At 44.7% G+C, this 26,093-nt stretch carries 21 protein-coding genes; 16 read left to right on the forward strand and 5 right to left on the reverse strand.

Annotation, left to right across the window (positions count from 1 at the left end; all coding sequences use genetic code 11):
• Window positions 1-21 precede the first annotated feature (21 nt).
• The 6 genes from IRQ95_RS03380 (at window position 22) to rnk (ending at window position 5,447) form a co-directional block, all read left to right on the forward strand.
• Window positions 22-648 (forward strand): TRAP transporter small permease, encoded by a 627-nt coding sequence (locus IRQ95_RS03380; protein ID WP_194435591.1) that lies wholly within the window; start codon window positions 22-24, stop codon window positions 646-648.
• A gap of 14 nt (window positions 649-662) precedes the next feature.
• Window positions 663-1,952 (forward strand): TRAP transporter large permease, encoded by a 1,290-nt coding sequence (locus IRQ95_RS03385; RefSeq protein ID WP_194435592.1) that lies wholly within the window; start codon window positions 663-665, stop codon window positions 1,950-1,952.
• Window positions 1,953-2,016: 64 nt separating this feature from the next.
• Window positions 2,017-3,063 carry a TRAP transporter substrate-binding protein gene (locus tag IRQ95_RS03390; RefSeq protein ID WP_194435593.1) on the forward strand — a complete coding sequence of 349 codons (1,047 nt, stop codon included), beginning with the start codon at window positions 2,017-2,019 and terminating at the stop codon, window positions 3,061-3,063.
• A gap of 55 nt (window positions 3,064-3,118) precedes the next feature.
• Window positions 3,119-3,385 (forward strand): PTS sugar transporter subunit IIB, encoded by a 267-nt coding sequence (locus IRQ95_RS03395; RefSeq protein ID WP_194435594.1) that lies wholly within the window; start codon window positions 3,119-3,121, stop codon window positions 3,383-3,385.
• A gap of 76 nt (window positions 3,386-3,461) precedes the next feature.
• Window positions 3,462-4,712 (forward strand): AGE family epimerase/isomerase, encoded by a 1,251-nt coding sequence (locus tag IRQ95_RS03400; protein ID WP_194435595.1) that lies wholly within the window; start codon window positions 3,462-3,464, stop codon window positions 4,710-4,712.
• A gap of 324 nt (window positions 4,713-5,036) precedes the next feature.
• On the forward strand, window positions 5,037-5,447 hold the full coding sequence (rnk, locus tag IRQ95_RS03405; RefSeq protein ID WP_194435596.1) for a nucleoside diphosphate kinase regulator: 411 nt from the start codon (window positions 5,037-5,039) through the stop codon (window positions 5,445-5,447).
• A 41-nt stretch (window positions 5,448-5,488) separates the two neighbouring features.
• On the opposite strand, the gene IRQ95_RS03410 is transcribed toward rnk, so the two are convergent.
• Window positions 5,489-6,931, reverse strand: coding sequence for a DUF2867 domain-containing protein (locus tag IRQ95_RS03410; RefSeq protein ID WP_194435597.1), 1,443 nt, complete (start codon window positions 6,929-6,931; stop codon window positions 5,489-5,491).
• Window positions 6,932-7,026: 95 nt separating this feature from the next.
• Here IRQ95_RS03410 and IRQ95_RS03415 point away from each other — a divergent pair, with 95 nt between their 5' ends.
• From IRQ95_RS03415 to nhaA, 5 genes are all read left to right on the forward strand, one after another.
• Complete coding sequence (locus IRQ95_RS03415; protein WP_194435598.1) at window positions 7,027-8,400, forward strand: MATE family efflux transporter; 1,374 nt, start codon at window positions 7,027-7,029, stop codon at window positions 8,398-8,400.
• Window positions 8,401-8,521: 121 nt separating this feature from the next.
• Complete coding sequence (locus IRQ95_RS03420) at window positions 8,522-9,193, forward strand: ABC transporter ATP-binding protein (protein ID WP_194435599.1); 672 nt, start codon at window positions 8,522-8,524, stop codon at window positions 9,191-9,193.
• The gene (locus IRQ95_RS03425; RefSeq protein ID WP_194435600.1) at window positions 9,174-11,627 is read left to right on the forward strand and encodes an ABC transporter permease; all 2,454 of its coding nucleotides are present in this window, start codon (window positions 9,174-9,176) and stop codon (window positions 11,625-11,627) included. The genes IRQ95_RS03420 and IRQ95_RS03425 overlap by 20 nt, the downstream gene beginning before the upstream one ends.
• A complete protein-coding gene (locus IRQ95_RS03430; protein ID WP_228481189.1) occupies window positions 11,628-12,764 on the forward strand; it encodes a lipocalin-like domain-containing protein in 1,137 nt (378 codons plus the stop codon).
• 301 nt (window positions 12,765-13,065) lie between these two features.
• Window positions 13,066-14,211: a Na+/H+ antiporter NhaA gene (gene nhaA / locus IRQ95_RS03435; protein WP_194435601.1), complete on the forward strand. Its 1,146-nt coding sequence runs from the start codon at window positions 13,066-13,068 to the stop codon at window positions 14,209-14,211.
• An 87-nt stretch (window positions 14,212-14,298) separates the two neighbouring features.
• On the opposite strand, the gene IRQ95_RS03440 is transcribed toward nhaA, so the two are convergent.
• Both IRQ95_RS03440 and IRQ95_RS03445 read right to left on the reverse strand, forming a co-directional pair.
• Entirely contained in the window at window positions 14,299-14,892 is a 594-nt protein-coding gene (locus IRQ95_RS03440; RefSeq protein ID WP_228481228.1) for an OmpA family protein, read from the reverse strand.
• A gap of 38 nt (window positions 14,893-14,930) precedes the next feature.
• Window positions 14,931-16,241: a TolC family outer membrane protein gene (locus IRQ95_RS03445; RefSeq protein ID WP_194435603.1), complete on the reverse strand. Its 1,311-nt coding sequence runs from the start codon at window positions 16,239-16,241 to the stop codon at window positions 14,931-14,933.
• Between the two features lie 762 nt (window positions 16,242-17,003).
• On the opposite strand from IRQ95_RS03445, the gene IRQ95_RS03450 reads away from it, so the two are divergent.
• The 3 genes from IRQ95_RS03450 (at window position 17,004) to nspC (ending at window position 22,576) form a co-directional block, all read left to right on the forward strand.
• Window positions 17,004-19,889 carry a pyridoxal phosphate-dependent class III aminotransferase gene (locus IRQ95_RS03450; RefSeq protein ID WP_194435604.1) on the forward strand — a complete coding sequence of 962 codons (2,886 nt, stop codon included), beginning with the start codon at window positions 17,004-17,006 and terminating at the stop codon, window positions 19,887-19,889.
• 15 nt (window positions 19,890-19,904) lie between these two features.
• Window positions 19,905-21,149, forward strand: a complete 1,245-nt coding sequence (locus IRQ95_RS03455; protein ID WP_194435605.1) for a carboxynorspermidine synthase — start codon at window positions 19,905-19,907, stop codon at window positions 21,147-21,149.
• 293 nt (window positions 21,150-21,442) lie between these two features.
• Window positions 21,443-22,576, forward strand: a complete 1,134-nt coding sequence (gene nspC, locus IRQ95_RS03460) for a carboxynorspermidine decarboxylase (protein WP_194435606.1) — start codon at window positions 21,443-21,445, stop codon at window positions 22,574-22,576.
• Between the two features lie 74 nt (window positions 22,577-22,650).
• Here nspC and IRQ95_RS03465 read toward each other — a convergent pair whose 3' ends face one another.
• Together IRQ95_RS03465 and IRQ95_RS03470 are read right to left on the reverse strand one after the other, a co-directional pair.
• Entirely contained in the window at window positions 22,651-23,163 is a 513-nt protein-coding gene (locus tag IRQ95_RS03465; protein WP_194435607.1) for a glycine cleavage system transcriptional repressor, read from the reverse strand.
• Between the two features lie 199 nt (window positions 23,164-23,362).
• Window positions 23,363-24,241, reverse strand: coding sequence for a DUF3943 domain-containing protein (locus tag IRQ95_RS03470; protein WP_431358046.1), 879 nt, complete (start codon window positions 24,239-24,241; stop codon window positions 23,363-23,365).
• 142 nt (window positions 24,242-24,383) lie between these two features.
• Between IRQ95_RS03470 and IRQ95_RS03475 the strand changes: the two genes are divergently transcribed.
• Together IRQ95_RS03475 and IRQ95_RS03480 are read left to right on the forward strand one after the other, a co-directional pair.
• The gene (locus tag IRQ95_RS03475; RefSeq protein WP_194435609.1) at window positions 24,384-25,622 is read left to right on the forward strand and encodes a CinA family nicotinamide mononucleotide deamidase-related protein; all 1,239 of its coding nucleotides are present in this window, start codon (window positions 24,384-24,386) and stop codon (window positions 25,620-25,622) included.
• Between the two features lie 175 nt (window positions 25,623-25,797).
• Window positions 25,798-26,055: a 30S ribosomal protein S6 modification protein gene (locus IRQ95_RS03480; protein ID WP_194435610.1), complete on the forward strand. Its 258-nt coding sequence runs from the start codon at window positions 25,798-25,800 to the stop codon at window positions 26,053-26,055.
• Window positions 26,056-26,093: the final 38 nt, after the last annotated feature.

Here is a 26,093-nt window from a genome sequence, read left to right on the forward strand (position 1 = left end):
TAAAAAAAAGATGGTGATTCTATGCTAACAACAATAGAAAAAGCATTGAATACAGTGACTACTCCACTTGCGAAAGTTTTGCGCCATGTTGCTGGTGTATTACTTCTCGTGATGACGGTGATGGTTGTCGCTCAAGTACTCTTCCGTTATGTACTTAACGTGCCTTTAAGCTGGACTGATGAGATGGCTCGTTTCTTGATGATCTACATGACTTATCTCTGCCTACCGTTCGTGTACTTGGCCGACAAAAACATCGCAATGACGTTCGTGACTGAAATTCTAGAGAAAAAAGCGCCACGCGTGTTTTCATTCTTAGGTCTGGTTGGCCACATTTCGGCAATCCTAGTGTTTGCTGTTTGGATTAAATTTGGTTGGAACTTCTACAACACTGGTTCAGTAATGGCTGACAGTCTGCCAATCCCAATGTACGTAATCTACATCATTCCACCAGTAATGATGGCTGTCACTTGCGTTTATGCGCTACAGAAGTGTATCCAGTCTATTCGTGGCATGTTAGGAGATTTTACTGACGTTTCTCAAAGCCAAGCGACGGTTGCTCTTTATGAAGCAGCAATAATCGAAGAAGAAAGTTCTAACGCGACTGAAAGCAAAAAAGACGCGAACCTAGAACCTAAAGTAGCATCTTAAGAAGGCGTTAAACTATGGTATCTCCAATCTTTCTAGTCTATTTCTTAGTACTGCTTATCGTCGGCGTACCAGTACTATTTACATTGGGTCTTTCCCCAATGATCACTCTGTTCCAAAACGACCAAATGTTGTTTGCGAACATGCTTTACCAACGTCTTTACTCGGGCTTAGATAGCTTCTTACTACTTGCTCTACCATTCTTTATGTTGGCGGGTGAGTGTATGACAGCGGGTGGCATCACACCACGTATCATCGCGTTTGCTCAGACAATGGTTCAGCACTTGCGCGGTGGTCTAGGTCACGTTGTTATTCTTGCGGCGACAATCTTCGGTGCACTAACAGGTTCAGCGGTAGCTGCGACCTCTGCAATCGGCGGCATGTTGCTTCCTGAAATGAAGAAGTACAACTACGATACGGGTTACTCAGCGGCACTGACTGCTGCTGCTACGGTACTTGGTAACATCATTCCGCCATCAGGCATCATGCTTATCTACGCGTTTGTAATGAACACGTCAGTAGCTGCGATGTTCTTGGCAGGTGTGACTCCTGGTATCATTCTGTGTGTGGGTCTTATGATCATGAACCACTTCCAGATCAAAAAATACCCGCAAGTACAAGCAATGGAACGTGCACCAGCGATGGAGCGTCGCCAAGCATTCCGTCTAGCGATTGTTCCGCTAATGACGCCAGTGATCATTCTTGGTGGTATTTACGGTGGTATCTTTACACCAACAGAAGCGGCAGCAGTAGCAGTAGCTTACGCAATCGTAGTTTCTCTATACATCATTAAAGCAACTAACGTTAAAGCAACTTACGCACTGTTCGCGAAAGTAGCAGTGAACGCAGCATCGATTCTTATCATCGTTGCAGCGGCAAGTGGTTTTGCATCGCTAATCAGTCTATCTGGTGTTTCGACCATGGTTGCTGATTTCATGAATGGTATTACTGATAACCCTTACTTATTGTTCGCCATTATCAACGTACTGCTATTCATCATTGGTATGTTCTTAGACGCGGGTCCTGCAATCCTAATCTTTGCTCCGATTTTCGCGCCAATCATGACAGCAGCGGGTATCGACCCAGTTCACTTTGGTGTGGTTATGTGTGCAAACCTTTCTATCGGTTTGGCAACTCCACCAATGGGTCTAGTACTGTTCGTAGCATCAGGTGTATCGAAGGTATCTGTATCTGAAATCTCTAAGAAAATCATTCCATTCCTCATCGTAGAAATGGCAATCATCTTCCTGATTTCGTTCTTCCCGTCATTGGTAATCGGTCTACCTCAACTAGCGGGCATCATGTAACCCAACTTGAGGATGCGGCACTGCACGCGGTGCCGCTTAACAAGAATTGTGTGAGGACAATGGAATGAAAAAGACACTATTTGCATTATTAACGACAGCAGGAATGTTCGCTAGCACAGCAGTTTCGGCAGCCGTTGAATTTAATGTGGTTCATCTAACATCACCAGAGAGCTACAACAACCAGTCGCTACTTGTGTTTAAGAACCACCTTGAGACGCGTTCCAATGGTGAGTTGAAGGTGAACATTTATGGTTCGGGGCAGTTATGTGGGTCTGGTAAAGAGTGCATTGCAGGAATTCAAGCGGGGATGTTTGATTATTTCCCAACGACAGTCTCTGAAATCGCTTATTACTGGAATCCGGCAGAATCATTTGATTTGCCTTATCTTCTGCCAAATGACCGTGTAGCTGAGTGTGTTTATGGTAACGACCAGTTTATGGCTGATGTGCGTACCAATGTTCTTAAAAAGGCACCAAATGTACGTTTAATGATGGTCGCGAACTCAGGCGGTTGGCGTAACTTCGCTACTAGCGAAAAAGAAATACGTAAACCAGAAGATGTGGCTGGCTTAAAAATTCGTACGGTACCGGCGAAGATCCAACAGGATTTAGTACGCGAGCTAGACGGGGCTCCAACACCAGTCGCGTTTCCAGAGGTATATACGGCACTATCAACGGGTGTTGTAGAGGGGACCAAGAATGGAATCGTCGATATTATCCAGAGCCGTTTACACGAAAGTTTAGATTACTTAACTCTCGATGGTCATGGCTATATGGGTGGTGCTTGGGTGATGTCAGATGCGAAATTCAATTCGTTATCTCCTGAGCTAAAACGTGTTGTGCTTGACGCGATCAAAGCTCAACAACAGTACCTAAACTCATACCCAAAACATAATGAGTATGCGTCGTACGAAATCTTCAAACAGTCTAACGGCAAGATCTATAACCCAACGGTGGAAGAGAAAGAAGCGTTTGTCAAAGCAACCCAACCAGTGATTGATAACTGGCAGGCGAATGCAACCGATGAAGGGAAACAGTGGCTTGATCGATTCCAAAACCAAATTAGAACTTGCGAAGCTGAAATCGAAGAGTCGTACAAGCTAACGATGTAATACAAGTAGGGAAGTCCCTGATTATTCGGGGAGCTTCTCTCATAGGAGACAGTCGATGATTAATGATAAAGGCAACTTAGAGGCTAAGGCGCAAAAAATCCTTAAAGCAATGGGCGGTGTTGAGAACATCGTAGCAGGCAGAATCGACAATTGTGCGACTCGCCTACGTATTCAGGTTAAAGACTTAGAAATCGTCAACGAAGGTTTACTGCGACGTCAAGGTGCACTCGGATTTATCCGCTTACCGGATAACCAGATTCAAGTGGTGTTTTTTGACGTACACAACCTAGCTGAAGAAATTCGAACTCAAGCTGCGAACTGATAACTCAAAACAAGTAAATCGCTGCTTAAGTTAAATACCCAAATTAAATAGATATAAGAAATAATAGGAAACAAATATGAAGTGGATTAACACCAAATCTCACACCTCTTGGTTAGATACTGAAACCGATCGTATCTTTGAATTCGGCCGTCGTTCAGTGGTTCCTAACGGATTTGGTTGGGTGGGTAACAACGGTAACATTCGTGAAGAGATGGGCACTCGTCTTTGGATCACTGCACGTATGCTGCACTGTTATGCATTGGCTGCACACATGGGTCGTCCTGGTGCGTATGACCTAGTCGAGCACGGTATTGCTGCTCTTGAAGGTCCACTAAAAGACCACACTCATGGTGGTTGGTTCGCGACAATCGATAACTCAGGCGAGGGTATCGTTGATTCATCTAAACAAGGCTACCAACACGCATTCGTACTACTAGGTGCGGCAAGTGCGGTTACAACAGGTCACCCACGTGCACACGCTCTACTTGATGAAGCGATTACAGTGTACGAAAAACACTTCTGGGTTGAAGAAAAGCAGATGTGTTACGAGTCATGGGATCAAGCGTGGACTGAAACGGAAGATTACCGTGGCGGTAACATGGCGATGCACTCTGTGGAAGCATTCCTAATCGTTTACGATGTGACTAAAGACAAGAAGTGGCTAGATCGTGCACTAAACATCACTGAGTTCATGATCAACAAAACAGCGAAGAGCCTGAGCTACCGTGTAAACGAACACTTTGATGCTGACTGGAATCCACTACCAGACTACAACAAAGAAACGCCAGCAAGCCACTTCCGTGCATACGGCGGTACACCTGGTCACTGGATTGAGTGGGGTCGCTTAATTTGTCACCTACGTGCAACGTTGCTAGAAATTGGCGCAGAGTGCCCAACATGGCTACTAGAAGATGCAATTGGCTTGTTTGATGCGACCGTACGTGACGCATGGCACGTGGATGGCGCACCAGGTTTCGTTTACTCAGTTGATTGGGACGGTAAGCCAGTTGTACGTGAGCGTATCCGTTGGGCGCCTGTTGAAGCGATTGGTACAGCATACGCGCTATACGCAGTAACAGGTGAGAAGAAATACGAAGATTGGTACCGTACATGGTGGGATTACTGCCGTACTTACCTAATCGACTACGAAGGTTGTTCATGGTGGCAAGAGCTTGATGTAAATAACCAAGCTGGCACAAGCGTAGTATGGGATGGAAAACAAGACATTTACCACCTAATGCACTGTCTAGTGATTCCTCGCTTGCCACTTACTCCGGGCTTAGCGCCTGCACTTGCTTCTGGTTTATTAGACGTGAATCTGAAATAAGTTTAGTTAAATTATAGATTTAGGCTCGTATTGCGATGGCGATTTCCGCTTAGGTGATACGGGCCTTTTTATTTGGCATCTATAAAAATTACATCGTATCAGAACCTCAATATGGCTGGGTTACAGTGAGAAATGTCGTTTGATAGCTCATTTTTAAGACATTAATTTGCCAAAGCAGATCTTTATCGGCACATTACTAGTTAGACAATTCAGTTTATACCATTCAGCCTCCAGACTTCATTAATCGAAGTCTGGAGGCTTTTATTTGGTATGAGGATGTCTTGAAAAAATACGGTAAGCGTATTTTTGTTGTATGAGGACAGTATGAATATCAAACCTGAAATTACCCTTTCATCTCTTGATGTAGATAGAATTTACAACTTGATTGAATCTTTACCGCGCAATGCAGTTTCAACAGAAAAACTAGAAGAGGAACTAGAGCGTGGCAATATCGTCGCACCACAAGAAATGCCAGCCAATGTGGTGACGATGAACTCGCGTGTACGTTTTGCGATTGAGGCAACGAAAAAAGAATTCGAAATGACCTTGGTTTATCCAAAGGATATGAATAATAGCCTTGATAAAGTCTCGATTCTTGCACCGATTGGCAGTGCTTTATTGGGCTTGTCTATTGGGGATACCATTCAATGGCCAAAGCCTGATGGTTCGAATGTCGATGTGACGATACAAGACATTACCTATCAACCAGAGCGAGAAGGTGAGTTCTTAGTCTAAACAGACTGCCCAAGTTATTTTGTTAACTTGGGCATTTTGATTTACCCGTCTTGCGCCTTAAGTTTTGCCTTTTTCACGATGGCTTTAACCATCCCCTTAAAAATAAATAGATGCGCAGGCATCATCGCAAACCAGTAGAGTAGTCCACGAAAGCCTTGTGGATGCCACCAAGCCGTGATGTTGAGGCTTCGTTTGTCTCCTAAATCTGTAATGGTGAATTCCAAGCGTCCGAGTCCCGGACCCTGCATACCGAAAAGTAGCGATAGAAATTGGTTTTTCTCACAGCGTATCACTTTCCATGAGTCGATAAAGTCACCAACTTTAAGCTCTGGTCCTTCTGGCATGCGGCGAATCGGTTTACGCCCGCCAAAGAAGATGTCGAGCCACTCGCGAGTTCGCCATAAGTAATTGGCAAAGAAGTATGGATCGTCTAGGCGACCTAACGTTTTAACAACCTGCCAGATCTGTTCAGCAGAGAGAACCGTTTCTATACTTGCTCCCGTTTGCTTCGGGTAATAACCATAACCGGCTTGCCAGCGTTTTAATGCCGCTGGGTCAAAGCCCCAAACCTTGCTACGTACAAACTTGCCTTCTTGTGCGATGCTGGTGGTCACCATCTCTTCAAAGCGTATCATTTTTTGTGGGAAACGCTGTTCAATCTCACGCGAGTCGGCAACAAAATCATGTTCCAGACCAGCTAATAAAGCGCTACCAATATTGGATGGTACAGAAGTCACCATTCCTAGCCAATATGATGCAATTTTCGGGGTAAGCAGAGGCGTGGCAAATAACCGGTATGGGCGCTGACTGGCAGCACAAATGACTTTGAATTGGTCTCGATAGCTGAGGATGTCAGGACCGCCTGCTTCATAAAGCTTGTGTTCTTCGGTTGGGCTTTTAGCGAGCTCGAGTAGGTAATGGTTGAGGTTTTGTAGTGCAATGGGGTTGGCTTTGGAATCTACCCATTTGGGGGTGACTAATGCTGGCAGATTGTAGACAAAATCACGCATGATTTCGAAAGCGGCGGAACCAGGGCCTATAATCACGCCCGCCCTTATTTCTGTGATTGGTACATGACTCGTTCTTAAGATTTCTCCCGTCATACGGCGGGCTTTAAGGTGCTCAGAATTCCCAGTCTGAGGTTGAATGGCACTAAGATAGATAACTTGTTCTACATTGCTTTGATCAAGGGCTGCCGTGAAGTTCTCTGCCAGTGATATTTCATAGTCTACGAAGTCATGCCCCTCGGCCATGCCATGGACAAGAAAGTAAACGATATCAAATTGGGGGACTAACTTGAGCGTTGCCTCTCGATCGGCGAGATCAAGATAGGTGATAGTAAGAAGTGGGTGGGGGAGCGTTCTCGCTTTTAGATACTCGATTTGACGCGCTGCTGCGGTTACGTTGTAACCTTGCTCACAGAGTTGATGGAGTAGCTGAGATCCAATATAGCCAGAAGCACCGAGCACGAGAACTTTCTTCATTATGCACCTAAATGTATGTTCTTGTTTTTAATTGAGTATATAATGTACCGCTGCGTTGGCAATATGACCAACCAAAATAGTTGAGGTTGTTTTCGATGCTTTTCTCCCAAGTCATTGCTCATACTCGAGGCGACTTTATTCGCCGTCTGATCGCGATTGCATTGCCAATCACGTTACAGAGCATAATGTTTTCTAGCCGAAGTTTAGTCGACGTACTGATGTTAGGGCAGCTTGGTGAGGCGGAAATTGCCGCGGTTGGCGTTGCTGCTCGCGCGACGTTTGTCACCACAATCATGTTGGTGGGTGTCACGACGGGTGGAGCAATGCTGACCGCTCAGTATTGGGGCGCTGCAAATAAGCAAGGTGTGAGAGAAAGTACGGCTTTAACTTGGTTTATGGCGACCATCTTTGCGTCTCTTAGTGTTTTGTTGTTTGTCTTTTTCCCACAAGAAATTATGGGGCTTACCACTGACTCTGAAGAAGTAAAATATCTTGGTAGTCAGTATTTAGTGATTTCGTCCGTGACGATGCTGGCGGTGGCTTGCGTAGCGAGTATGGCGGTAGGGTTGCGTGCTGTTCATCAACCGGGCTTAAGTACTTTCTTCAGTGGGATTGGTATTCTTTCAAATATTTTCCTCAACTGGGTGCTGATTTTTGGTAAGTTCGGCATGCCTGCACTAGGTATCAAAGGTGCCGCTATCGCGACGGTTATCAGTGGCGCAATCGAAGTGGGTTGTCTTTACGGTTACTTGCATTTTAAACACCATCTTTTGGCGTTTTCCTTCTCTGATATCCTGGCCACATTGAAAGTGGATAAGGTTGTGCGCTTTCTCAGGCTATCGATGCCAACAACACTGAACTTTCTCGCCTGGGCTGGCGGGCTCTTTGCGTATCACGCAATAATGGGACAGTCAGGTGTAGAAGGACTTGCCGCTTTGTCAGTAATGACTCCGGTAGAATCTATTTCATTGGCGATGCTGATTGGTATGGCCAATGCTTCGGCGGTACTGATCGGCAATCAAATTGGCGCGAAACGGTATGATGAAGCCTATTATCAAGCAATTGGTATCATGCTACTTAGCTTGGTCGTGGCGGTTGTGGTCGCTATCCTTTTGTATTTGTGTCGAGATCTCGTGCTTAGCTCGTTTAGTGCTCTCACGCCAGAAACTCGAGCGTTGACCGACAAATTTATTGTGGTGTTAAGCTTAGGTTTATTGCTTCGCTGTATTCCAATGATGGCGATAGTCGGAGTGCTAAGAGCGGGGGGAGACGTAAAATTTTGTTTGTACCAAGATCTGATAGCACAGTGGGTTATCAGCATTCCACTCGCTGCTGTTGCTGCAATCTACTGGGGTTGGAAGCCAGAAGTGATTTATGTGCTGTTTTTAACTGAAGAACTAGTTAAATGGGGAGGGTCCATTTATCGTGTTAAAAGTAAGAAATGGTTGAGAAATTTGATTGAAAATTAGAAACATAGTTCTTTGATTATGCAATTGATTACATCGAGTGTGATCTGTCATCCAAAACGCTTCCTACTCGACGTGAATTGGTGTAAATTCACAAACTCAAATTTTTGATAGTGAGCGATTGATGTTACGACTAACAGACCTATGTAAAGGCTACGTAGATGGTGGAGAGTTTCACCCAGTTCTGCAAGGTGCTGAGTTAATATTATCGCAAGGCCAACAGATTGCGTTGATGGGTGAAAGTGGCTCGGGTAAGAGTACATTGCTCAATCTTATCGCGGGTCTGGATGTTGTAGACTCTGGCGAAATTGAATTCCCTCATTTTTTAATGAATCAGGAGTCTGAGAGTAATCGCACCGCCTATCGACGTAACAACATTGGTCTTATATTCCAACAGTTCAATTTACTCCCTACGCTCAATATCGCTGATAATATTCGTTTTTGCCGCCAACTAAAGGGACTTCCAGAAGACCAAGGTTTGTGGCGCCAAATTCTCTCTGCCCTTGACCTTATGCCTCTACTTGGCCGATACCCTGAAGAAGTGTCTGGAGGACAACAGCAACGTGCGGCTATTGCACGAGCGCTGTATATGGAACCTAAATTGTTGCTGGCCGATGAGCCAACCGGAAGTTTAGACGAACGCAATGCAGAAGCTGTTATGCGCTTATTGACATCATTAACTCGTCAGCTCGACTGTACCTTATTGCTCGTAACTCACAGTGAGCAGGTTGCTCAGCATATGGAAGGGCGTATACGTCTTCAAGGAGGGCAACTGCATGTTATGGCCCGTAATTAAAGCACTGCTTGGCCATTACAGACGTTACCCTTTTCAAATCCTTCTTGTTTGGCTTGGTCTTACTCTCGGTGTTTCGTTATTAGTTGGCGTAACGGCTATCAATGAGCATGCTCGTAAAAGTTACCAGCATGGTGAAAAGCTATTCTCAAATCCACTGCCTTATCGCATTCGTCCTAAACATGCGATAAATCATATTCCACAAGGTTACTACATTCAGTTGCGTCGTGAAGGCTTTACTCAATGTGTGCCATTTGCAACCAGCAATATCTCTACGGCAAAAAAACTCGACTTAACATTAGTCGGTATTGACTCGGTGGCGATGTTGTCGCTTGAGAAAGATATCTCACTTAAAACGTTAAACTCGCTTGGCTTGATGAAGCCACCATATCCAATTTTAGTGAGCCAAGATTTGGCTCGCTATATGCGTTGGCAAGACGGCGATTCGATTCGCTTAGCTGACGGCAAGCAGTTAGGGCCTCTGATCATCGATCAGAGCAACAAATTAACCGGTACTCGCGTTATTGCCGATATGGCGTTATTTCGTATGATTGAACGCAGTTCTGGTATTTCTTCAATCGCGTGTGCGGAGATGCCGGACGAGAAGCTAGAGAAACTCAAAGATAACTTGCCACACGGTTTGTCTATCGTACGCAGCTCCCAAGCTGAGTTAGTTTCGTTGACCAAAGCTTTCCATATGAATCTAACGGCGATGGGCATGATGGCATTTTTGGTCGGCCTGTTTATTTTTTATCAGGCAATGTCTCTCTCGTTAACGCAAAGACAACCGTTGGTCGGCATACTCCGCCAAACGGGTGTATCAGGCTGGCTACTGACACAAGCTTTGTTGATTGAGCTAGCTGTGCTGGTTTTGGTTAGTTGGTTGTGCGGTAATGTGTTTGGTATGTTGCTCGCTAATCAGTTGATTCCTACTGTATCAGCAAGTTTAGAAGAGCTATATAAAGCGAGTGTTGGCTTGGCTATCCACTGGACACTTAAGTCTAGCCTTTACAGTTTGGCCATGGCGCTAGTGGGTGCGTTTGCATCATGTGCTTGGCCTTTAGTTCGTTTACTTCGTTCTCAACCGATTCGCCTAACAACTCGTTTGTCTTTAATGCGTTTTACTGGCATTGAGTTTTCGATTCAAGCTCTGATTGCTTGTGCGCTTGCTGTTGCCGCTATTGCGATATATCAAGCAGACCAAACCCAAGAGTCGGGTTTTGTGATTATTGCTTTGATGCTATTGAGTGTTGCACTGTTCACACCTTTCTTATTGTGGCGTTTATTTACCAGCTTTAGTTACTCAATGCGCTGGGTAAAAGTGCGTTGGTTCTTCTCCGATGCGGCGGCGAGCATGAGCTACCGAGGCGTTGCGACGATGGCATTTATGCTCGCAATGGCTGCGAATATTGGCATTGAAACTATGGTTGGCAGTTTCCGAGATACCACTGATAAATGGTTAACTCAACGTCTAGCTGCTGATCTTTATATCCATCCAAATAGTAGTTCAGCGGCTCGTTTGAGTTCGTGGTTGTCAAAACAGCCAGAGGTTCAGTCGGTATGGTGGCGTTGGGAGGAAGAAACCTCAACACCAACGGGTTCTTTACAAATAGTCAGTACTGGTGCTTCTGAAGGCGAATTAGCAGCATTGACGGTGAAATTGGGTGTTCCAAACTATTGGTATCATCTTCATCACTCTAAAGGAGTGATGGTGAGTGAATCAATGGCTCTAAAACTTGGCATTCGTCCTGGTGACTATATTAATCTCTATGGTAAAGCGGGTCAGGGATGGCAAGTCGTTGGCGTTTATTACGACTATGGCAACCCGTACAATCAAGTTCTGATGTCGCATCGTAACTGGTTATATAGTTTTGCTGGTGAAGGCTCCGTCGCACTCGGCGCAGTTTTACACGATGGTGTTTCCTCTGATGGATTGAAACGCCGTATGGAGTCGGTGTTTAGATTAAGCTCTGAACGTATTTTTGATAACGGCAGCATCCATAAGCAAGCGATGTATGTATTTGACAGAACGTTTTCGATAGCGGACACATTAGGCAGTATCACACTGGTTATAGCAGTATTTGGTATATTCTTCTCTACTGTTGCAGGGGAGGTTGCTCGACAAAGACATGTGTCATTATTGCGCTGCTTGGGTATGTCAGGTAAAGAACTGGTTTTAATGGGCAGTCTACAACTGTTCGTGTTTGGTGCGATTGCCATAATTGTCGCGATGCCTCTAGGCTTGGCTCTGGCTCATCTTGTTGTCGATATCGTAATTAAGCAGTCGTTTGGTTGGACGATAGAGTTACAGTTTATTCCGCAGGAATACACCAACACCATTATGTTGGCGATGATTTCTCTGGTGGTTGCCGGAGCAATGCCAGTACTTCGTCTCATCCGAAATACACCAATGAAGTCGTTAAGGGACGCGTTGTAAATGAAGCGTACGCCAAAGAAAAGTTCTCGTTTTAACCGTTTACTGTTTAATGTTATTGCTTTGATGGGTATTGCGGTCGCTTCTATCTATCTTTTTGCTTTTGATGATAAAGAGGACGTGGTTAATAGCATTAACTCACAAGCTGACTTGCTTTATACCCAAACGACCGCTGAATTTAAAGCCGTTAGTATAGATAAGCCAGTTGCGATTCCACGGGATGTGGGGCAAGACACCTCTTATCAACACGCTTGGTGGCATTTTTTCGCTAACGTCCAAGATGAGGCAGGAAATCGTTATGGGATCCAATGGAGCTACTTCCGCATTTCCAATAATCCTCAAGATGTCCCTGGTTGGCAAAACTCGCAGCTATATATATCGCATATTGTAGTTTCTAATGATTCTCGGGTTTGGAAAGAGCAGCGCATTGCGCGTGGTGGAATAGGACAAGCCGGAGTTGTTAATGCGCCATTTAAACTTTGGTTAGATAATTGGTCGTGGACCTCATTGAACAAAACGCCTTTTCCCGGCGAACTACAGGCCGAGGCTGAACAATTTTCTGTCCAGTTATCGAGTACTGTCGTGGGCCCTTACGTTCTACCCGGTGAACGTGGTTATGTATCAAAAGGTGAGAACAACAAGCTAGCATCACACAATTTAACGGCTCCTTTTATTAATGTTTCTGGAGAACTTGATCTCGGCAAGGGACAACCTATAGCTGTCCAAGGTGAGGCATGGATGAGTAAGGAGTGGGGCAGTGGTTTGCTCGATGTTAAGCAAAAAGGTTGGGACTGGTTTGTGTTCCATCTTGATAAGCAAACGACGCTCTCAATACATCACTATCGTTATCAAGATGCTCCTAATCATGTTTTAGCTACACTCTCGACCAACTCGGGCAAAGTTGTGTCATTGAAACCTCAAGACATCTCGATTGTTTCGTTAGGTGAAGAGATATTAGCGGGTCAAAAATCGATTCCGTTACGCTGGCAAATTAAAGTGCCTAAATATGGTATAGACTTAACCACGCAGGCACAGAATACCAACTTATGGTTACCGTTTGTTATGCCATACTGGGAAGGACCAATAACGACAGAAGGTAGTCACAAAATTCAAGGTTTTATGCAGTTAGCGGGTTATTAGTTCAGGGTTAAATTCTTAAATGATGAGAATTGGTCAATGTGAATCATTTGTGAATTATCTCTATTTTTCTTATCTTTTTACTCGATATATTCTGGTTAACATATTGTAATACAGGGAGTTGTAGCACGAATAGAATTTGTTACAGAATTGAATGCTGCGGATATTGCGTTCAATTTGCTCGTTTGTTTCGTTATTTCCGAAGAATAACATCCGAACAAGCGATTTTTATCAGTTTAAGGATAGCTATACACTCAAGTTATTCTTCGTTAATCGTTAAGATAATAAGTATAAGGACGATCACATGAGTGATATCATTCGCGACTTCTTCAAGATGGAATCAGCAGGAGGCGTGTTACTGGTTATTGCAGCTGCAATTGCAATGACTATTGCAAATACACCGTTAAACGAGACATACCAAGCATTTCTACATACTTATGTATTTGGTATGTCAGTATCGCACTGGATCAATGATGGTCTAATGGCGATCTTCTTCCTATTGATCGGTTTAGAAGTTAAGCGTGAATTGTTAGAAGGCGCGCTGAAATCAAAAGAAACCGCAATTTTCCCAGCCATTGCTGCAGTAGGCGGTATGCTAGCACCAGCGTTAGTATATTTAGCATTTAACTTCAACGAACCGATGGCGATTAAAGGTTGGGCGATCCCAGCTGCAACTGATATTGCGTTCGCATTGGGTATCATGGCTCTGCTAGGTAGCCGTGTACCAGTGAGTTTGAAAGTTTTCTTGTTAGCACTAGCCATCATTGATGACCTAGGCGTTGTGGTAATCATTGCACTGTTCTACTCGGGTGATCTGTCTACTACAGCACTTGCGATTGGTTTTGCAATGACCGCGGCTCTGTTTGCTTTAAACTCTCGTCACGTATCGAAATTACTGCCATACATGATAGTGGGTGCGATCTTGTGGGTAGCGGTACTAAAGTCTGGCGTCCACGCGACACTAGCCGGTGTAGTAATTGGCTTTGCTATTCCACTGAAAGGCAACAAAGGTAAGCGATCTCCTCTTAAACATATGGAGCACGCACTTCACCCTTATGTTGCGTTTGGTATTCTGCCTCTGTTTGCATTCGCTAATGCGGGTATTTCGTTGGTAGGCGTATCGATGGCTGGCCTGACCTCTATGTTACCGCTTGGTATTGCTTTGGGTCTTTTGATTGGTAAGCCACTAGGTATCTTTAGCTTCAGTTGGATTGCGGTTAAGTCGGGTATTGCTAAGCTGCCTGAAGGCATCACTATGTTCCATATCTTCGCGGTGTCTGTACTGTGTGGTATTGGTTTTACGATGTCGATTTTCATCTCTTCACTGGCGTTTGGTCAGACTAACGTTGAGTTTGATACTTATGCGCGATTAGGCATATTGATGGGGTCAACAACGGCAGCTGTGTTGGGTTACTTCCTATTGCACATCTCGCTACCAAAAAACAAGTAGTGGCCAGATATCGACATGTAGATATCAAAATGTAGACATGAAAAAACGCCTCGGTTAGCCGAGGCGTTTTTGTTGGTGTAGCTATTTTTATTTTTCGATAACGCTAAATATGGTCCATTCTTTTACGGGTTCTTCATCGTAACCCACAACAGTAGCGGTGACTTTACGGTTTTTCGCGTGGGACAACTCATCTTCACCTAACGCTTCCAAGTTTGTTTCCCCATAACCAATGATCGTCACGCGGTCAGGGGTTATGCCATTGCTAAGCAATTCTTGTTCAACTGCAACCGCACGTCTTTTCGACAAGGCTAAGTTGTATTCCGGAGAACCGACTTTACTTGCGTAGCCTTGAACCTCAATTGCCGTTTCAGGAAAGCGTTTTAGGAAGTCAGACATGTTACTAATTTGTGTTTCAAAGATAGGTTCAATCTTTGAGGAGTCGTTAGCGAATAGGATGCGTAACTGCATCTGATCTTCCGTTTCAACGATAATGCCGCAACCATCATTGTTTATTAGCGACCCCTCTGGTGTCGTAATACAAAGATCACGCGCATTGATAACGCCATCACGATCATCGTCAATGAGATCGGCGATTTGATGGGCTTCCGGCGTTTCAATGTAGTCGTATTCATCATTTTCACTTTCGCTGTCATAGGCAAAGGTGAGAGGCGTTACTGACATACTTAGTAAAAGTGGCAGTAAGGTATAGGTCTTGTTCATTAGTAGTCCACCTTTTCTGTCCATTCATTTGGAATCTCAATTAGTAAGGAATCGAGTAGATTACCAGTGGCATTCATTACACGGTATTTTGCATACTGCTCCGCGTAGTGGGCATCTAAGTAGTCTTTACGTGCTTGGAACAGCTCGTTTTCGGTATTGAGTAGATCCAGTAACGTTCGTTTACCAATACGATATTGTTTTTCGTAGGCAATAACGGTTTCCGACGCTGAATCTACATGGTCAGCAAGAAAGTTCTTTTGTTGAAGCGTTAAGTCTAACGCACTCCATGACAGACGAAGACTTTCTTCGACTTGGCGATAGGTGTTGTCGCGAAGATCTTTCGCTTTGTTCAGTTGGTATGCGGCGCGTTCAGAGAGATCTTGATCACTGCCACCATTATAAAGGTTATAGCGCAATCTCAGCATTGCTAACGTTTCGTCGCTTCTACCTTCGTCACCACCGGCATCATCTCGCCACGATTGACTCGCTTCAATTGAGATAGTGGGGTAGTAGTTACCTTTAGATTGTTTGTATTGATAGCGGGCCGAATCAACATCTACTTTAGCAATTTTTATCACTGGATGTTTGTCGTAGGCTTCGTCTAGTGCTTCAGGTAGCGAAAGCGGTAGCTTTGACGCATCAGCACGAGGGTAGATCAACCCCAGAGGTTCTTGTCCTACAAGGCGGCGAAACTGTGTGTGAGTATCAATCATATTGTTTTGCGCGGCGAGCAAGTTGCCGTGCGCTTTAGCAATACGAGCTTCAACTTGGGTGACATCTGCCGTCGACCCGATTCCTGAATCAGCACGCTTTTTGATATCGCGATAGATTTCTTTGTGCACAGCCAAGTTACTTTCAGATAAAGCGAGCACTTCGGTGGCTTTGACGGCATCAAGATAGACTTGAGTGACTTGAAGTGCCATATCTGATGCGTCTGACAATAGTTGTAGACGAATTGATTCGGCATCAGCTCCAGTTCGGCTCATGTCATTAATGGTCGCATTCCCATCCCACAAAAGTTGAGTCAGACTTAAAGTGGCTTCTTTGCGCGTTAAATCAGTATCTTCTCGTCCCGTCGAGTCAGCAGGATCAATACCTTCGTAGCCAATGCCTGCATCAAGGTCGATGCTGGGCAAGTAGGCTCCGCCGGAAGCATCGTGCTCTTTTACCGCGCTTTGATATTCGTTATAGGCTTGCTTTATCTCTGGATTATTTTTCAAAGTAATCGCAACAGCCTGCTCTAAAGTTTGAGCATTTAGATAGCTACTAGCGAACAGACTACCAACTAGTATTGTCGTTGTTATTCTCACGATTCTCTCCCTATGCGACGCAAATTGACAAGAGACGGCTTATGGTTTGTTGACTAAATCAATGTATTGCTTAACTAAAGACTAGTTGACCGTTTGAAAAAGTAGAAATTAGATCGTATTAAAAATGAGAAATTTACGTGACTCTAGCTAAAAATTTGTTAAAAACTAATTTAGAACCCTTATGTTCAAACGAAATTGGTTTGGTACTTAAGTTTTAGCTTAATTAGTGAAAATCATTGAACAGAGCGCATTTCGCAGGGCTATTTTTTGCATAGCTCATGGTTTTATATGTTAAGTAAGTTAATGGTATCGCTTTAATAAATGAAAAAATGAATAGTATCGAGAATTGTTGCTATAGATGTGAAAAACCATTGCAAGGAAATGTCGGTTTATGATAATTTCGCGCGCAATCTCGGAACAAATTCTGGGGGATACGCGAGTGCGCATTCGGGCTGAGTGAGCACTCGTAGGGTAGGTATCGATAAATCCTTTATCGATAGAAGGGATACTTATATCGCGACGGCGATATGTGAATGGGAAACCCAACATTGAAACCACATAACTTACACACACAAATCAGCTTTGTTCTACCTAAATGCCCTGTGCTTCAAAACAGCAGCATTACTGAGCCTTGATCCCTCTTTTTGACATGTAATCCATCGGTTTGATGGGACGGATTTCGCACGCCCAAAGCTTGCGAAAGTACTGTTATACCTCGCACACCATAGAGGTGGGCGTGAGGTTACGTTCAAGGGAATAATCATGAGCACAGCCTTTGAAGTCGATACTGAGAATATCGCATCCTATTTTTCTACCCAGATTCCACACGTGGAAGGGGTTTATGATCTTGCTTTAGATAGCGTTTTACTGGAGCAAGAACAATACGAGTCGCAAGTTCGTTCATATCCACGTCGTTTGCCAATTGCGATAAAAAAAGCATTTGGAGCGCTAGTCGAAGACACACGCGGGCAGATATATTTGGACTGCCTAGCAGGGGCAGGAACCTTAGCCCTTGGCTATAATCATCCCGAGATCAATCACGCTCTAAAAGAGCAGTTAGATTCAGGGTTACCTTATCAAACCCTTGATATTACGACCCAAGCGAAAAACACATTTATTCAGCAAGTGAGGCGCTTTATTCCGCAACAACTTGCGGATAACTCAGTAATTCAATTCTGTGGTCCATCGGGTGCCGATGCGGTGGAAGCAGCAATCAAACTTGCTAAACAAACCACTGGGCGGAACACCATGTTCGCTTTTCGTGGTGCCTACCATGGGATGACTAACGGCACCATGGGGATGATGGGCAATCTCAATACCAAAGCGCGTCGCAGCGGATTGATGTCTGACGTGCACTTTATGCCATTTCCCTATGACTTACGTTGCCCTTTCGGTATCGGTGGAGACGAAGGCGCCAAAGCCGGCATTCGTTATATTGAGCGCCTGCTCGCTGACGATGAAGCAGGCATCATGAAACCAGCAGCAATGATTGTTGAGCCTGTTCAAGGTGAAGGGGGCGTGGTTCCCGCACCTGCATTTTGGCTTAGAGAGCTACGCCGCATTTGCGATGAACATGGCATCTTGCTGATCTTTGATGAGATTCAATGTGGCGTAGGCAAAACGGGTTATTCCTTCGCTTATGAAGAGTCAGGTATTCAGCCTGATATTCTTTGCTTGTCTAAAGCGATTGGTGGTGGTTTACCCATGTCGTTGCTGGTGATTAACGAGCAGTATGATACTTGGCTTCCTGGTGAGCACACCGGCACTTTTCGTGGCAATCAACTGGCAATGATTTCAGGTGCGAAAGCTCTAGAGATCATTGAACGTGATAGCTTAGTTCAACATGCGCATATTGCGGGACAATATTTGCGTCATGGATTAGAAGCGATCCAAGAACGTGTTGATTGCATTGCTGATGTACGTGGTATGGGGCTTATGCTCGGTATTGAGATCAGTAAGCCCAGCGCTGAGCGAAATAAATTTGGTGAGCCGGAGTCTGATGGCGAACTGACACTGCGCATCCAACGTGCAGCTTTAGAGCGCGGCTTAATCGTTGAAAAAGGCGGACGAGACGGTTCGGTGATCCGTTTTCTCCCACCACTGATCATCTCTTATGAACAGTTAGATTTCGCTTTACGCGTATTGGAAGAAGCGATTCTTGTTGCTGGTGGCAATCGTGTTGCCAAAGACCCACAAGATCACTGGCGTGAGCACTTTATTCATACTGGGGCGCAAGGCAGTGACCGGTTTGCTCAAGTGATGAACCAGACTACCATTGCCATGAAGCAAGTGTTTGAACAAGTCGATGCACCATACTCAGGTGTTGAACCTAAATTGCTCGAGCATGCGATTAAAGCTGTTGATCTCGATAATCAACAGCAAAGTCTGACTAAAGTCATTAATGACACCGCGGAGTTGGTCGCTAAAAACTCAATCATCGTTCAACACCCAAGCTGCATTGCGCATTTGCATACTCCACCGCTGATGCCTTCGGTTGTCGCAGAAGCGATGATTGCGGCACTCAACCAGTCGATGGATTCGTGGGACCAAGCCTCTGCCGCGACTTACGTTGAGCAGCGAGTGATTGATTGGATGTGTGACAAGTACCACCTTGGCGGTGAGTCGGATGGCATTTTTACTAGTGGCGGCACACAAAGTAACTTAATGGGGCTGCTGCTAGCGCGCGATTGGATTGCTGATCGCCTAGATAGCCACTCAATTCAAAAGCATGGTCTGCCTGAGTTTGCCAGCAAGCTACGTATCTTGTGTTCGAAAAAATCTCACTTCACCGTTCAGAAGTCAGCTTCTCTACTTGGGTTAGGTGAAAATGCGGTGAGCTGCGTTGACTGCGAGGATAATGGCACAATTAAAACCGCCGCACTTGAAGCAGAGATCGTCTCTCTTAAGCAGCAAGGTTTGCTTCCGTTTGCGGTAGTCGGAACCGCAGGTACCACAGACCATGGTGCGATTGATAATCTCGCGGCAATTGCAGATATCGCGAAGCACCATCAGCTATGGTTCCATGTTGATGCAGCGTATGGTGGTGCGTTGATTCTCAGCCAACATAAACATCGTTTAGTTGGCATCGAACAAGCCGATTCTCTTAGCGTTGATTTTCACAAGCTGTTCTTCCAAACCATCAGTTGTGGTGCGTTATTGCTGAAAGACAAAGCGAATTTTAAGTATCTACTGCATCACGCTGATTATCTCAATCGCGAGCACGATGAGCTGCCGAATTTGGTCGATAAATCCATCGCGACAACCAAGCGTTTTGATGCACTAAAAGTGTTTATGACCATGCAAAGTGTTGGTCCTCAATCGTTGGGTAATATGTACGACCATTTGATTGAGCAGACTCAACAGGTGGCTGATTTGGTTCGAAATCATGATGAATTCGAACTGCTGGCGGAACCCTCACTGACCACAGTGTTGTTCCGTGTAGTCAATCCCCATGTCACGGACTTAGACAGTTTAAACCAATCGTTAAGACTCGAAGCGTTAACTCGCGGAATTGCAGTATTAGGCGAGACGGTGGTTGCAGGTAAGTCTGCATTAAAATTCACAATTTTGAACCCGTGTTTAAAGATTTCAGATTTCGAATCTTTACTCAATGAAGTCAAATCGCTAGCGGCTGAGCTAGTTAAATAGAGGTAATGGAAAACAATGGCAATTCTACAAATTGGTGCTGGTGGTGTTGGTTGGGTAGTCGCACATAAAGCGGCGCAAAACAATGATGTGTTAGGTGATATTACTATTGCATCACGTACATTGGTTAAGTGTGAGAAGATCATCGAATCGATTGATAAGAAAAATAACCTTAAAGATGGTTCGAAGAAACTTCAGGCGCGTACAGTCAATGCTGACGACGTCGACGCACTGGTTGCTTTAATTAAGGAAGTTCAGCCTGACTTAGTGATTAATGCCGGTCCTCCTTGGGTAAACATCTCAATCATGGAAGCGTGCTACCAAGCGAAAGTGTCGTACTTAGATACATCGGTTGCAGTGGATCTGTGCAGCGAAGGTCAGCAAGTACCACAAGCTTACGATTGGCAGTGGGGCTATCGTGAAAAGTTTGAGCAAGCGGGCATCACGGGCATTTTGGGCGCGGGCTTCGATCCAGGTGTGGTTTCAGTATTTGCCGCTTATGCGGTCAAACATCTATTTGATGAAATCGACACGATTGACGTGATGGATGTGAATGCGGGTGACCATGGTAAGAAGTTTGCGACAAACTTTGACCCAGAAACCAATATGCTGGAGATCCAAGGGGACTCATTCTACTGGGAAGAAGGGCAGTGGAAACAGGTGCCATGTCACTCACGTATGTTGGAATTTGATTTCCCAAATTGTGGCACACATAAAGTCTACTCAATGGCGCACGATGAAGTACGCTCGATGCAGGAGTTTATTCCAGCTAAACGTATCGAGTTTTGGATGGGCTTTGGTGACCGCTACCTAAATTACTTCAATGTTATGCGTGATATCGGTCTATTGAGCCCAGATCCGCTAACTTTGCATGATGGTACGGTTGTACAACCGTTGCATGTACTTAAAGCATTACTACCGGATCCAACGTCACTTGCACCAGGCTATACCGGTAAGACCTGTATTGGTACTTGGGTGCAAGGCCGAAAAGATGGTAAGCAGCGTAGTGTGTTTATCTACAACAATGCGGATCATGAAGTGGCATATGAAGATGTAGAGCATCAAGCCATTTCGTACACTACAGGTGTGCCAGCGATTACAGCCGCGTTGCAGTTCTTCCGTGGTGAGTGGGCGGATAAGGGCGTGTTCAATATGGAGCAACTCGATCCAGACCCATTCCTAGAAACCATGCCGTCGATTGGTCTCGATTGGGATGTTCAAGAGCTTGAACCGGGTCAACCGTTGATTCATAAGCTGAAGTAATAACTTGCCATTCCGTGTTGCGCGTAACGCGTGTGATGCGGGATCTTGTTTAACTGAGAGATTCCGGACTTATGCCTACGGCATGCTCCGGAATGACAAGGTTAGTTATTTATTAGCTTAAGCAATGGTTTGTCATTCCGCACAGCGAGGAACGAGCGAGATGCGGAATCTTGTTAAACTGAGGGATTCCGGACTTATGCCTACGGCATAATCCGGAATGACAAGAGTGGTGGGTAGGTCATCCAGAATGACAACGTGTGGAATTGAATAAGCCACAGTAAGAAAAGGTTTGTATGCAGCATAGTGAATTAAAAACGCCTTATTTTATGATCAACGAAGATAAGTTGATTGAAAATCTTGAAAAGGCAAAGCAGCTGAAAGAGATTTCCGGTGTGAAACTGGTGTTGGCTCTGAAGTGTTTTTCAACTTGGGGCGTGTTTGACATCATAAAACCATACCTTGATGGTACCACCAGTTCTGGCCCGTTTGAGGTGAAACTGGGTTATGAAACCTTTGGTGGGGAAACTCACGCCTATAGCGTTGGTTACAGTGAAGATGATGTACGTGAAGTGGTCGATATTTGCGATAAGATGATTTTTAATTCGCAATCGCAACTTAACGCTTATCGCCATATTGTCGAAGGCAAAGCGTCGATTGGCTTGCGTCTCAATCCGGGGGTTAGTTACGCCGGACAAGATCTTGCTAACCCGGCGCGTCAGTTTTCGCGTCTCGGTGTTCAAGCTGACCATATTAAACCGCAAGTGTTTGATACCATTGATGGTGTGATGTTTCACATGAACTGTGAGAACAAAGACGTCGATGCGTTTATCGCCTTACTTGACGCTATTTCGGTACAGTTTGGCGACTATCTCGATAAGCTTGACTGGGTCAGTATGGGCGGGGGCGTCTTCTTTACTTGGCAAGGCTATGATATCGAGAAGTTGGGGTTAGCCTTGAAAGCGTTTTCGCGAAAGCATGGGGTACAAATGTATCTTGAGCCTGGTGAAGCGATCATTACTAAAACGACCGATCTTGTGGTTACGGTCGTGGATATCGTAGAGAACGTGAAAAAGACTGCGATTGTTGATTCAGCAACCGAGGCGCATCGTCTTGATACACTTATCTATAACGAACCTGCGTCGATTCTCGAAGCAAGCGAAGTGGGTGATCACCAATATGTGATTGGGTCATGTTCGTGCTTGGCGGGCGACCAGTTTTGCGAAGCGAGCTTTGCACAGCCTTTAGAGATTGGTCAGAGGTTACACATTCTCGATAGTGCCGGTTACACCATGGTTAAGCTAAACTGGTTCAATGGTTTGCGTATGCCTTCAGTCTTCTGTCAACGCAGCAGTGGTGAGGTTGAAAAGCTGAACGAGTTTGAGTATTCAGACTTTAAGCGCTCGCTTTCACAGTGGGGCGTCAGTTAGATTCTAGTTTGTACTTAAAAGCCCGCGAAAGCGGGCTTTGTTTGGTTACTCAGAAACGTTATATCGTGGCTTCGTTATTGCTGGAGAACCACGCGCGTATCTTCGCTCAGTGATTCTAGCTCTTTGACCACATCTTCGATTTGAACTTCTCTAGGTAATCGCAGTGCAATCTGCGAAGTAAACAGGCTTGAACTCACGCCGCCTCCACCTGCGATAAATACACGTTGGCAATCCATATCAAGGATATCGATACCTTGATTGTCGAGTAGGTGGGTGATTTCATTCACGATACCAGCACGATCATTGGCATCGAGACGAATTTGGAAGATGGTGTCAGCGCAGTGTTGGTGTGCACCAGAGTCAATAACCTGAACCAATAAGTTAGGTTGATCTTTGAATGCTTGTTTAACCAGATCTGCATTCTCACTAGGCAGTTCCACTTTGATAACAGCGGCTACTTGGTCTTCAATAAAATTCACTTTACTGATTAACCATTTACCACCATTTTCGTGGGTGACCGCGGCGAGTTTTTTAATTGTGGAAGGTGACGCTTTTCCGACAAAGTTTACGATGAAAGTAGTCGTCATATGATGCCTCCTGAATGCATTGCGAAGGACAAGTGTACTAAGCAAATATGATAAAGATTTTTGTTTTGCTTTAGATTAAGTGTAGAACTCAGAGTATTATCCGGTTTGATCTTGATCAATTTTTTGACCTAATCCGTCAACCATACCTAAAGAATCAAACCTTGAGCACAAAATGGTATCTGTATAGTAAGTAAACGTTTTAAAAAGAGATTTCTAATTCGACGCCATAAAATACTTGGTCATAGTCAGCACCAGCATCAAGGGCAAATTGAGCCGCTTCTTGGTTGCCGAACCAGGGCTGACTACTGTAACTTAAACTGGCGCTTCCGCCCCACGCATCAGTGACCCAACCATGGATGTGCCCGACAGGATTAAGAAAGAAGAGCGTCACGCTGCCCATTGAATCTGACCCCCACACTTGACCGCCATTGGCGACAATATCCTGCTCAGCTTCAAACATTAACTCACCGACTACCGAGCCAAAGAATGGAGTGATGAACAAGTCTTGCCATGATGGCACTTCTGCAAAAGCTTCGACCCCATATTCCCAGAAAAATGTAGAAAGGAATGCAGAGTAGAGGAATGAATCGAACTCATCATAGCCAGCATGACGAGCAGCGGTGTAGTAAACGCCACCAAAATAGGGGTGCATAATGTAATTCAGAAAATGTTCGTCACGATCCCAAACGGGCCCTTCCTTGACGTTGTCCAGCCACTTTTGCCCAAGGTTAGAGACGCTGCGGTCATCATCGTCCCACTTGGTAATTGACTCAGGTAGCAATGTCATCAAGCCAACAGTCACTACGCTCAATCCTAGAATGGTATAAGTCTGCTCTTTGAGATACTCAAAATCGGGCTCGGTAGAAATTTGTAGGTAACGTGGCGGTGAATCGAGATCTAGCCCGTTTTCGTCACTATTTAATGCGTTAAAGTCTTGAAAAGAGTAGAAGCGAGCTTCAGGACTGATTACACTGTGATCATCAAAGTTAATGGTATGCAATGGCTCTAGGTCGCTGCACACAGCGCCGGTAGATAGCGAAATAGAAAAAGCCAAAGTGGCAAAACGTCTTTTAAGCACAACGCGCTCCATCGTTATTATTGTTGGCTGAGGCTAGAGACAACTCATTCCGTGTTTTACTTAGTGTAGTCAACCAAATTGAAATAAATAGCGATAGGTTGCGGAAATCTGCTGGATATCAACTTTCTGCGAAAAGGAAATTATGTTGAAAATCGCAATGTTAAGTACAGGCGAAGAAGTTTTGCATGGCGATATCGTCGATACGAATGCTTCATGGTTATCAGAATTATTCTTCCAACAAGGTTTTCCTTTAACGAAACGTTCAACCGTAGGTGATACGTTTAATGGTTTGGTTGAAGAGTTGCTTATGCTCAGTTTTAACTGTGATGTTGTCGTAGTTAATGGTGGCTTAGGCCCAACAAGTGATGATTTAAGTACCGAAGCGGCGGCAACGGCGGCAGAAGTTGATTTGGAGTTGTCCGCTCTGTGGCTTGAGCGCTTGCAGCAGTTTTTTGCTTCGCGCAATATGAGTATGCCAGAGAGCAATCGCAAACAAGCGATGTTACCAGCGGGATCAACCTTAATTGATAACCCGATTGGTACCGCATGCGGCTTTAAAATGCACATTAATGATTGCCTATTTTATTTCACCCCTGGCGTGCCAAGTGAGTTTAAGCGCATGGTTAGCGAGCAAATCGTACCGGATTTACAACGCCTCTATGTCAATGTTGAAGGGCTTGATTGCGCTAAAATCTATACCTTTGGAACCTCCGAGTCTGGACTGTCTGATAAACTGGATAAACTGCAACTGCCACAAGGTTACCAACTGGGTTATCGTTCTTATCTGCCATACATTGAAGTTAAGCTGTTTGGCCCGAAAGATGATTTAGATACCCGCCTTAAACTGATGCAGCTTATTTTCAAGCTAATCGAGCCAAATGTTGTCAGTATTGATCAGCCGATGTCAGACCATGTGGGACAATTAATTGCGGAAAGAAAACTTTCTATTTCTTTAGCCGAGCGTTCAACTCACGGCAGTTTAGCCAACTGGCTCCATTCCAATCCAAACGCGCATGAATATTGTGGTCATGGCTGGGTTTTAGGCGGCAAGGTGAATGTAGGCGTCAGCGAAGCTGATATTTTGGCTGAAACTCTGGCTCTTGCTGGCGCCACTAAAGACAAGTGTTCAACGGAAATTGCTATTGTGTCGGGCCATTTAGTTGAAAACACTTTTGCTGTAGCGATCGCGGCTCCAGAAGGAGAATGGGGGCAGGTATTAACGTTTAATCGACGTTTTACTGCAGAGGATCAACAGACATTGATCACCACGGTTTGTGCCGACATGCTGCGTCGTTATCTATCTAACAACTCTATGTTCGCTAGTTACAGTTCATTGAAACGAGAAAAAGAGATACATGTTCCTAGAAGTGTACTTGGTTGATCTTATTCACTTATTGCACGACGAACTGAGTTCTGTTTGTGCTTATACGAAAATCTTCTAAGTGCTATGTGTATGATATCTAATCTATTAATTAAGATTCTTCAAATTGATACAGGATCTTTGGAAAATAGATCTTAAACTAAAAGTCTGGGCAGAAACGCACAAGGAGGGTGGTATGTTTCAGCAGTCTAAGATTTTGGTTTGGTATCAAGTAGCGAGTCAAAAGGTAGTGTTAGGCGAGGCATTTAACTCAAGCCATTACGATGTGCACTCACTGTGGCGAAAAGCGCCAGAAGAAAGTGAACCTTCTCAAAGTATGGGCTTTCGCTTGTCATTGTTTGATGATGGTGGGCGAGAAATTGCAGGAAAAGCAATTTCTATGGGTACTGCAGATGAGTTACTTTCAGGCGCACCTCTTAACCAAGTATCGTAACCCCACAAACTTCACTGAGACCAAATAGAAAAAGACCA

It is taken from the genome of Vibrio fluminensis (assembly GCF_015278125.1).
Lineage (GTDB): Bacteria > Pseudomonadota > Gammaproteobacteria > Enterobacterales > Vibrionaceae > Vibrio > Vibrio fluminensis.